Origin of the sequence: Jatrophihabitans sp., from assembly GCF_036388195.1 — a bacterium.
In the GTDB taxonomy this organism is placed as follows: Bacteria; Actinomycetota; Actinomycetes; order Mycobacteriales; family Jatrophihabitantaceae; genus Jatrophihabitans_A.
Genome location: NZ_DASVSG010000079.1, coordinates 1 through 9,243, shown reverse-complemented (window position 1 = coordinate 9,243; position 9,243 = coordinate 1). Strand labels below are relative to the sequence as shown.

The 9,243-nt window shown below is 71.4% G+C and carries 11 protein-coding genes and 1 pseudogene; 7 read left to right on the top strand and 5 right to left on the bottom strand.

Features of this window, described 5'->3' with window-relative positions:
• From VF612_RS08420 to VF612_RS08410, 3 genes are all read left to right on the top strand, one after another.
• Positions 1 to 334 (top strand): RNA 2'-phosphotransferase (locus VF612_RS08420; RefSeq protein ID WP_408659409.1); only part of this gene is annotated, 334 nt, incomplete at its 5' end.
• A gap of 35 nt (positions 335 to 369) precedes the next feature.
• Complete coding sequence (locus tag VF612_RS08415; protein WP_408659408.1) at positions 370 to 1,437, top strand: hypothetical protein; 1,068 nt, start codon at positions 370 to 372, stop codon at positions 1,435 to 1,437.
• A gap of 94 nt (positions 1,438 to 1,531) precedes the next feature.
• Complete coding sequence (locus VF612_RS08410) at positions 1,532 to 2,434, top strand: sterol desaturase family protein (protein ID WP_408659411.1); 903 nt, start codon at positions 1,532 to 1,534, stop codon at positions 2,432 to 2,434.
• On the opposite strand, the gene VF612_RS08405 is transcribed toward VF612_RS08410, so the two are convergent.
• The 4 genes from VF612_RS08405 to pknB form a co-directional block, all read right to left on the bottom strand.
• Complete coding sequence (locus VF612_RS08405; protein ID WP_408659407.1) at positions 2,431 to 2,646, bottom strand: hypothetical protein; 216 nt, start codon at positions 2,644 to 2,646, stop codon at positions 2,431 to 2,433. The genes VF612_RS08410 and VF612_RS08405 overlap by 4 nt on opposite strands.
• Positions 2,647 to 2,783: 137 nt before the next feature.
• Positions 2,784 to 3,521 (bottom strand): class I SAM-dependent methyltransferase, encoded by a 738-nt coding sequence (locus tag VF612_RS08400; RefSeq protein ID WP_408659406.1) that lies wholly within the window; start codon positions 3,519 to 3,521, stop codon positions 2,784 to 2,786.
• A gap of 121 nt (positions 3,522 to 3,642) precedes the next feature.
• Positions 3,643 to 4,683: a 3-deoxy-7-phosphoheptulonate synthase gene (aroF, locus tag VF612_RS08395; protein WP_408659405.1), complete on the bottom strand. Its 1,041-nt coding sequence runs from the start codon at positions 4,681 to 4,683 to the stop codon at positions 3,643 to 3,645.
• A 47-nt stretch (positions 4,684 to 4,730) separates the two neighbouring features.
• Positions 4,731 to 6,695, bottom strand: coding sequence for a Stk1 family PASTA domain-containing Ser/Thr kinase (gene pknB / locus VF612_RS08390; RefSeq protein ID WP_408659410.1), 1,965 nt, complete (start codon positions 6,693 to 6,695; stop codon positions 4,731 to 4,733).
• Positions 6,696 to 6,812: 117 nt separating this feature from the next.
• Between pknB and VF612_RS08385 the strand changes: the two genes are divergently transcribed.
• The 4 genes and pseudogenes from VF612_RS08385 to VF612_RS08370 form a co-directional block, all read left to right on the top strand.
• The gene (locus VF612_RS08385; RefSeq protein ID WP_408659404.1) at positions 6,813 to 7,646 is read left to right on the top strand and encodes a spermidine synthase; all 834 of its coding nucleotides are present in this window, start codon (positions 6,813 to 6,815) and stop codon (positions 7,644 to 7,646) included.
• A 23-nt stretch (positions 7,647 to 7,669) separates the two neighbouring features.
• Positions 7,670 to 8,008: an Rv2175c family DNA-binding protein gene (locus VF612_RS08380; RefSeq protein WP_408659403.1), complete on the top strand. Its 339-nt coding sequence runs from the start codon at positions 7,670 to 7,672 to the stop codon at positions 8,006 to 8,008.
• A gap of 40 nt (positions 8,009 to 8,048) precedes the next feature.
• The gene (locus VF612_RS08375) at positions 8,049 to 8,420 is read left to right on the top strand and encodes a lycopene cyclase domain-containing protein (RefSeq protein WP_408659402.1); all 372 of its coding nucleotides are present in this window, start codon (positions 8,049 to 8,051) and stop codon (positions 8,418 to 8,420) included.
• Positions 8,417 to 8,626: pseudogene (locus tag VF612_RS08370) on the top strand (lycopene cyclase domain-containing protein); the annotation flags it as partial. The gene VF612_RS08375 and the pseudogene VF612_RS08370, both read left to right, overlap by 4 nt.
• Before the next feature lie 43 nt (positions 8,627 to 8,669).
• Here the strand turns inward: VF612_RS08370 and mptB are convergent.
• On the bottom strand, positions 8,670 to 9,243 hold a 574-nt coding region (gene mptB / locus VF612_RS08365; RefSeq protein ID WP_408659401.1), incomplete at its 5' end, for a polyprenol phosphomannose-dependent alpha 1,6 mannosyltransferase MptB.

Below are 9,243 nucleotides of genomic sequence, written 5' to 3'. Positions count from 1 at the left end.
CACCGACCGGATCCGCGCCAACCAGGGCCACTCGATCGCCGTCGACCTCGGCCTGCCGCCTGCCGTGCCGCCGGACCGGCTCTACCACGGCACGCCGGTCGGCAACGTCGAGTCGATCCTGGCGCAGGGCATCCACCGGGGCAGCCGGCATGACGTGCACCTGTCACCGGACGTCGAGACCGCCCGCCGGGTCGGCGCGCGCCGCGGCCGGTGCGCGGTGCTGGCAGTCGACGCCCGCGCCATGCACCAGGACGGGCTGGCGTTCCGCGTCTCGGAGAACGGGGTGTGGCTGACCCGGCAGGTGCCGGCTCGGTATCTGTCCCGGTTGAGCTGAGCCGAACCGGCCGGCCAGCGGTTAGGGTCACCGGCATGACGACGCCAGGTGCGATTTCGTGGGTGGGACTGCTGACGTTGATGGTCGACGGCCCCGACCTGCCGGTGCGCGGGGTGATCAGCAGCCGGGAGGGGACCGACCCGTCGCAGCACGAGTTCGGGTGGACGGTGTTCGCCGGCCAGCCGATGCCGGTGTTCGCCGGCTTCACCGAGGTCAAGGTGGGCGACGGCCCGGGCGCCGACCCCGCTGGCGACCCGCAGGCCGACACGCCCGAGGACGTCGGCCACGCCGTCGAGGAGGAGCCGGTGTTGACCCGGGTCTGGCGCTCCGGCCGGCGGGTTCGTCTCGAGCACCCGGACGGCCGGCCGTCGCTGATCGTGGGGGAGGAGCGCTGCTGGCAGTTCCGCGGCGACGATCCGGTGCCGGTGGAGTCGCCCAGCAGCGCGGTGGCCTATCACGGCAACGGCACCCAGCTGCTGCACCGCCGGGAGGCCAACGAGTTCACCGGGGACGACTTCACCCGCCCGACCGGGCCGGTGGAACAGACCACCTTCCTGGGACGCCCGGCCTACGCCGTGGAGCTCGCGCCGCCGGCCCACAAGCCGTTCCCGGTCCAGCTGGTCGTCGACGCCGAGACCGGTCTGGTGCTGCAGCAGCGCAACGACGGGTTCGCCGCGGTGGACGAGTGGACCGAATTCGTGGTCGGCGAGGACGCCGACGACCAGCTGTTCCACTGGGAGGGACCGGCCCGGTCCGAGGAGGACGAGCGGGCCGAGCACGAGCGCGAGTGGCAGGCGGACCTGGCCGAGCGGACCGAGTGGTTCCGCGCCAACGTCGCGCCGCTGCCGCTCCGGCTGGAGCTGGACCTGGGGGTGCTCCTGCACGTCCACGAGCCGGACGGCTCGTTCCAGGCGAGCATCGGCGAGGGCGGGCTCGGCATGCTGGCCCGCCGGCCGAGCTCCCAGGAGGACTGGCAGCTCGGCTGGTCGGAGGTCCAGCACCGGTGGACCTCCGACGGCTGGGACTGGGCGCTGAGCATGCACGGCGATCAGCTGACCGACGCCGGGCTGGCCGCGCTGAAGCGGGCCCTCAGCAGGGCGTGAGCGGCCGTTCTGCGTTACTTTCAGCGGTAGCCGTCGATCACCAGCGACAGGAAGGGAGCGCACGGTGTCATTGACCGAGATCCATGACCCGGTGATGTTCGCGATCCCGGTGTTCGTGGTGTTCCTGGTCCTGGAGATCCTCGCCATCCACGTCCTGCATCACGACCAGTTCGCGGTCGGCCCCGGCGGCGTGGTCGAGCCGGTGCGCGGCTACGACCCCGCCGACACCCGGACCAGCCTGGCGATGGGCGTCGGGTACGCGGTGGTGAACCTGTTCTGGCGGCTGGTGGCGCTCGTCGTGTACGCGGCGCTCTACGAGCTCACCCCGCTGCGGCTCAGCCCGCAGCTCTGGTGGACCTGGGTGCTGGTGTTCTTCGCCGACGACCTGGCCTACTACGGCTTCCACCGCGCCTCGCACCGGATCAGGTTCTTCTGGGCGGGCCACATCGTGCATCACTCGTCCACGCACTACAACTTCTCCACCGCCCTGCGGCAGAAGTGGACGCCGATGCTGCTGCTGCCGTTCTGGATGCCGCTGGCGCTGATCGGCATCCCGCCCTGGGTGATCTTCACCGCGATGGCGTGGAGCCTGATCTACCAGTTCTTCCTGCACACCGAGAAGATCCGGAAGATGCCGGCCTGGTTCGAGGCGGTGTTCAACACCCCGTCCCACCACCGGGTGCACCACGGCAGCGACGCCGACTACCTCGACGTCAACTACGCCGGCATCCTGATCATCTGGGACCGGATGTTCGGCAGCTTCGTGCCCGAGACCCACCGTCCGACGTACGGGCTGACCAAGAACATCGACACCTACAACCCGATCAAGGTGGCGTTCGGGGAGTTCGTGAACATCGCGCGTGACGTCCGGCGCTCGCATGGTCTGAAGGCGAAGCTCGGCCACATCTTCGGCCCGCCCGGCTGGCAACCGGCCGGCGCCCGGCTGGACCCGGCGCAGCCGAACCCCGAGCAGCTGAGCCCGGTCCGGCGCGCCTAGCGGGGCTCGTCGTCGGGGTCCATCGGAACCACGGTGCCCGGGACGACCGTGCCGGTTCCCTGGGTGCCCTCGAAGTCGCTGGGGTCCGGCGCCGGCTCGGCGTCGTCGAACTGGTAGTCCGACTGCGGCTTGCCGGGGTTGCCGTTCAGCGCCGCGTTGTCGTCGTCGACGCGCTTGTCGCCGTACACCTCGTTGTCGAGCGGGTTGGTCATGACGCCTCCGACGTGCCCGGGCCGGTCCTGGAGACCGGCGGCTGGCCGCTGCTGGCCGGCAGATCGACTCTAACGCTAGCCCGCCCGGCGATGGGTCACCGGACGAACCCGGAGGGGATTTCAAGCCGCTAGCCGGGCTATCTGGAGCAGGTGATGTGCATCCCCGATGGCCTGGCGAGGTATTCGTCCCAGAAGCCCTCGCCGCGCTTGCGGTCCGAGTCCGGCGGGATCAGGAAAGGCTCGATCGTCCACGAGCGGAATCCCGCGGCCCGGAAAGCCTCCTCGTACGCTTCCCAGGGCAGCCAGTAGAAGTCGAACTCCACCGTCCTCTCGCCGAGGAATAGCGTGCCGCGAAGCCCCGCCCCCTCGCGGAGGGTGTCGTCCATCAGGCGGAAGGAGAACCCGTACTTGCGCTGATCGAGGATGGGCTGCGGCGGCTCCAGGATGTTGGCGATGCTCGCCACGAACTGCTGGCCCGGCTTGAGGTTGTCATAGGCCGTCTGCGCCATCTGGCGTAGTTGATCCCGGTTCTCGGCATAGTGCAGGAGGTAAGCGGCGCAGACCCGGTCGAACTCGCCGATCTTCCCCAGCCCCGCGGCGTCCGCGACACGGTATTCGATCCCCATGGGCTCGGCATCTTCCCGCTGCTGGGCCAGCGCGATCATCTGCGGCGAGATGTCGACGCCGACCACGCGCGCGGCACCCCATTGCCTGAGCAGGCGGGTGCCCATCCCGTCGCCGCAGGCCAGGTCGAGGACGGAGAGACCGGTGAGGTCGCCGAGCCGGACGCGCAGGGAGTGCCACTCGGCGTCGCGGAGCGGCACGGCGGCGGAGATCCTCTGGTAGTCCAGAGCGATCGTGTCGTACTGGGTCACGGGTCTCCCTGGGTGTGGTCGGCGGTGCTGAGCGAACGTTTCCTCTGAATCTAACGCCGGAGTCCAGCCGAGCAGGCGCGAACCGACCCCAGCGCGCGACCCTCTGACGGTTCCGGGTTCGTCAGGTGACGCCGTCCGTCCGGTGCGCCGCCGAGGTCCGGCCGAGCAGCGCCGGCAGCGTCAGGACGATCTCGGCCAGCTCGTCCAGCGAGGCCCCGTACAGCGCCTGCGGGCCGTCCACCAGCGCTGCCTCCGGATGCGGGTGGACGTCCACCATCACCCCGTCGGCGCCGGCCGCGATGCCGGCCCGGGCCAGCGGCACCACCAGATCCCGCCGGCCGGCCGCATGCGACGGGTCGACGATGATCGGCAGGTGCGACAGCTGCTGCATCATCGGCACCGCCGAGACGTCGAACATGTTGCGGATGGTCGGCTCGAAGGACCGGACGCCTCGCTCGCACAGCACGATGTCGAGATTGCCGCGCTGGGCGACGTACTCGGCGGCCATCAGCCATTCCTCGTAGGTGGCCGACAGCCCGCGCTTGATCATGATCGGCTTGCCGACGCTGCCGACCGCCTGCAGGAGCCCGAAGTTCTGCATGTTGCGGGTGCCGATCTGCAGCATGTCGGCATGCTCGGCCACCAGGTCGACGTCGTTGACGTCCAGCACCTCGGTCACGATCGGCAGGCCGGTCTCCTGCCGCACCTCGGCGAGGATCTTCAGCCCGGCGCCGGCCAGGCCCTGGAAGGCGTACGGCGAGCTGCGGGGTTTGTAGGCGCCGCCGCGCAGCAAACTCGCCCCGGCGCGCTTGGCCAGCTGGGCCGATTCCATCGCCTGCTCGGCCGACTCCACCGCGCACGGCCCGGCGATCAGGGTGAAGGTGTCCGGCCCGATCGGCACCCCGCCGACCCGGACGGTGCTGCGGTTGGTGTGGTTCTCGGCCGCGACCAGCTTGTACGCCGCGGTGATCCGCTTGGTGTCGGCCACGCCCGGCAGGCCGATCGGGTCGAGGGTCTCCAGCACCGCCTCGGAGCCGACCACGCCGATGATGGTGCGGGTGACGCCGCGGCTGACGAACGCCTGGCCGCCGTGGCCCTCGATGTGGGCGACCACGCTCTCGATGTCGGCCCGGGTCGCCGACGCAGCCATCACGATCACCATGCGCCAAGGCTAACTTGCCTGCTGCGGGCGGCTGGCCGGCGAAGTCCTCAGACCACCGTCAGCAGTACCTCCGTGCCCGGCCGCACCTGGGTGCCAGCAGCCGGGTCCATGCCGACCACCGTGCCGAGGAAGCCGCCGAACGCCCGCTTGATCCGGACCGTGAGGCCGAGCCTCTCCAGCCGGTCCTGGGCCAGCGCGACCGGGGTGCCGTTGCGGATCTGGGGCAGCGTGATCAGCCGGGGGCCCTGGGAGATGACCAGGTTGACGGTGCTGAACTTCGCCACCGAAGCCTTGGCCGCCGGGTCCTGCCGGATCACCGAGCCGGCCGGGACCGTGTCGGAGTAGTCGCGTTCGATGTTGAGCTTGAAGCCGGCCTTGGTCAGGGCGGAGCTGGCCTCGTCCTGGGTCTTGTCGACCACGTTGGGCACCGCGACGATCGGCGGGCCGGTCGAGACGTAGACGGTGACCGTCGAATCGCGCTTGATCTTGGCAGCCGGCCCGGGGTCGGTCCGGATGACCTGGCCGGGCGGGATCTTGCCGGTGGGATCGGCGGTGTTGCGGCGGACCAGCCGGACCGGGATCGGGTCGAAGGCCCGCTGCGCCGCGCCGTAGTCCTGGCCGGCCACCGCGGGGACCACGAACCGCTCCGGTCCGCGTGAGATCACCAGCCGCACGGTGCGGCCGCTGAGCAGGTGGCTGCCGGCGTCCGGCTCGCTGCCGAGCACGGTGCCGGCGGCCACCGTCTCCGAGTACGCCTGGTCGACGGCGGAGTCGACGCTGAAGCCGGCCTCGCGCAGCTCGGTCACCGCCGTCGCACGGCTGTCCCCGGCGACGTCCGGCACCGCGTGGTACCGCCCGACCGCCAGGTACCACGCCGCGTAGCCGGTCAGCAGGCCGAGCAGCAGGACGAGCGCGACCACCAGGATCGCCCGCCGCCGGGAGCGCCGCCGCCGGGCTGGCGCCGGACCGGATCTAGTGCCACGGTCACCGCGATCGGGCGGGCCGCCGCGCCCGGCTTCGGCGCCCGTCCGGTCCGGCAGGACCCGCTCGTGCACCGTGGTGGGGTGCAGGTCGACGCGGGCCGGTGTCGGAGCGGTGGCCGAGGTGGCGGTGGCAGCAGCGGGCAGCCGGCCGATCCGCTGGGTGTCCTGAGTCGCGGTGTCGGGCTGGGGCCGGGGTGGCACGCCGATCACCGGCAGCCCCAGATCGATCCGGGCAGTGTGCAGCTCGGCCAGCAGCGCACCGGCGTCCAGCGGCCGGCCGCCAGGTTCGCGGCAGGTGGCCCGCAGCACGATCTCGTCCAGCTGCGGCGGGATGCCCGGCCGCCGGGTGGACGGCGGCGGCACGTCGGAGTTGACGTGCTGGTAGGCCACCGCCATCGCGCTGTCGCCGACATAGGGCGCCGAGCCGGTGAGCAGCTCGAAGAGCACCACCCCGGCGGAGTAGACGTCCGAACGGGCATCGGCTGACCCCCGTGAGATCTGCTCCGGCGGGCAGTAGGCGACGGTGCCCATCATCAGCCCGGTGCGGGTGCTGCTCTGGTCGGCCTCGATCGCGCGGGCCAGTCCGAAGTCGGCCACCTTCACCGCGCCGTCGTCGGCCAGCAGGATGTTCTCCGGCTTGACGTCGCGGTGCACCAGGCCCGCCCGGTGCGCCGCCGCCAGCGCGCCGAGCACCGGCTCCATGATCGAGACGGCCAGGGCCGGCGGCAGCGCGCCACGCTCGCGGAGCAGGTCGCGCAGGGTCCGGCCCCGCACCAGCTCCATCACCAGGAACACGTGCCCGTCGTCGCTGCCCTGGTCATAGACCGCCACGGCGTTGAGGTGCGAGAGCCTGGCCGCCACCCGCGCCTCGCGGGCGAACCGGTCGGCGAACGCCGGGTCCATCGACAGCGCAGCCGACATCACCTTGACCGCTACCGGGCGGTCAAGGCGCTCGTCCAATGCGCTGTACACGGTCGACATGCCGCCCGGAGCGAGCTGTTGAAGAATCCGGTACCGACCTTCCAGCACACGGCCGACGATCCGATCAGGAGCCGTCTGCACCCCGCAATTCTAGTTCGGAACCTAGAGCCGCCGGTCAGCGCCGCGCGGCGGGCCGGCACGACGGCACGACAGTAGGGTGACGGCATGCCTGCTGCGACGCCTGCTGGGACGCCGTCCCGGCCGCGGATCGAGCTGATCGCCGATGACGAGCATCCCGGCGGCACCATGCTGGTGATGGACGACGTCCGGCAGTCCTATGTCGACATCGACGACCCCACCTACCTCGATTTCGAGTACATCCAGTACTTCGCCAGCGTCCTGGACACCTTGCCGGACGGCCCGCTGGCGGTCACCCACATCGGCGGCGGGGCCCTGACCATGCCGCGCTACCTGCAGGCCAGCCGGCCCGGTTCGCCGCAGATCGTGCTCGAGCCAGATACCGAGCTCACCGAGCTGGTGCGCACCAGGCTGCCGTTGCCCCGCCAGCACCGGATCCGAATCAGGCCGCAGGAGGGTCGCGCCGGGGTGCGCGCGCTGGCCGACGCCAGCGCCGATGTCGTGCTGCTCGACGCCTACGCCGACGGCCGGGTGCCGGCGTCGCTGACCACGCTGGAGTTCCTCACCGACGTCCGGCGGGTGCTCAAGGCCGACGGGCTGTTCCTGGCCAACCTGGTGGACGAGCCGGGCCTGCGCTATATCGCCCGGGTGCTGGCCGGCCTGTGGACGGTGTTCGACGATGTGGCCATGGTCAGCTCCAACGACGTGCTCAAGGGCCGCCGCTTCGGCAACGTGGTGCTGGCCGCCTCGTCGAAGCTGGATGTCGAGCGGCTGAGTCAGCAGATCGCCCGGCAGCCGTTCCCGGCCGGCGTCCGCGACCGCGAGCAGCTGGCGCTGCGGTACAGCAGCTTCCGGCCCTGGACCGACGCCGACTGCGCGCCCTCGCCCGAGCCTGCCCGGGAGGGCTGGCGGATCCGCTGAGGCCGCATGGCAGGCTTGATCGCATGCCCGACCCGACCGAACTCATTCCGCTCCCCGACGCCGCCGAGCTGCTGGGCATCCCGATCACGAAGGTGCATCAGCTGCTCAAGGACGGCCAGCTGGTGGTGACCACCGACGACGCCGGCCGCCGGGTGCTGCCCCGGGCGTTCGTGGCCGGCGGAACCGTGCTCAAGGCGCTGCCGTCGGTGATCACCCTGCTGCGCGACGGTGGCTACACCGACTCCGAGATCATCGACTGGCTGTTGCGCGCCGACGATTCGCTGCCCGGCACCCCGGTGCAGGCGCTGGCCGAGAACCGGGGGACGGAGATCAAGCGGCGGGCCCAGGCAGCGGCGTTCTGATGGCAGGGACGGCCCCGCGGCGGTTGAGGCTGGCCGCGCCATGCGCCAGCTGACCTACCTGGCCCTGATGGCCGGCTGCCTGCTCGGCACCCTGCCGCTGGAGGTGGTGCTGCGGGTCCGGGTGTACGCCCGGTGGCGCAGGCTGCTCACCGCGCTCGTTCCTGGCCTGGTGCTGGGGGTGGCCTGGGACCTGTACGCCGTCCGGCAGGGCCATTGGCGCTTCGACCACCGCTACCTGACCGGGCTGGAGCTGGCCGGGCTGCCGGTGGAAGAGGTGCTGTTCTTCGTGGTGATCCCGATCTGCGCGATCCTTACCCTGGAGGCGGTCGCCCGCCGCCGCCCCGGTTGGCCGATCGGGGACGAGCCGGCCGACCTGGATGGCCCCGCCGATCCGGATGGCCCGGCGCGATGACCTACACCTGGCTGGTCGTCGTCGGCCTGCTCGGCGCGGCTGCCTGCGACCTGGTGCTGCTGCGGACCAGGCTGCTGCGCCGCAAGGCGTTCTGGGTGTCCTACGCGATCATGGTCGGCTTCCAGTTGCTGGTGAACGGGGTGCTGACCGGCCTGCGGATCGTCCAGTACGACCCGGAGACCATCCTCGGCGTCAGGCTGGCCTACGCGCCGGTGGAGGATCTCGGCTTCGGCTTCGCGCTGATCCTGCTCACCCTGTCGTGCTGGGTGGCGCTGGGACGGCGGGCTGCCGGGATGCCGGCTCGGGGGAGCGCTGCCCGCGCTGCACGACCGGGCCGAGCAGCGCCCGGGTGGCCAGCACCGCGGCCAGCACCGCCGGAAGGTAGGCCGCCATCTCCAGGCTCGACCCCATCGGACGGGTGAGCAGGGTCAGCGCGATCGACGCGGCGGCGATCCAGCCGATGTGCCGGGGCTTGAGCACGAAGACCGCCGCGATGGTGAGCGACCAGCTGAAGTACCACGGCTGGACCGCCGGCCCCAGCACCACCAGCGTGAACAGGCCCAGCGCCAGCAGCCGCAGCGCCGGCCCGCGCACCGCCCGGAACCAGAGCACCACCAGCAGCAGCGCGCTGACGATTAGGCCGACGTTGCGGAAGTCGCGCACCGTCGCGTCGACCAGGGTGCCGGCGTTCGCGGCGCCGATCGCCGCCCGGTAGCCGACGGCCAGCATGGTGGGGATCGACATGAAGTTGATCACCGGCACCCCGGAGCTGACCTGCCGTGCCCAGCCCAGCCCCACCCCGGCGATCAGCGACACCGCCGCG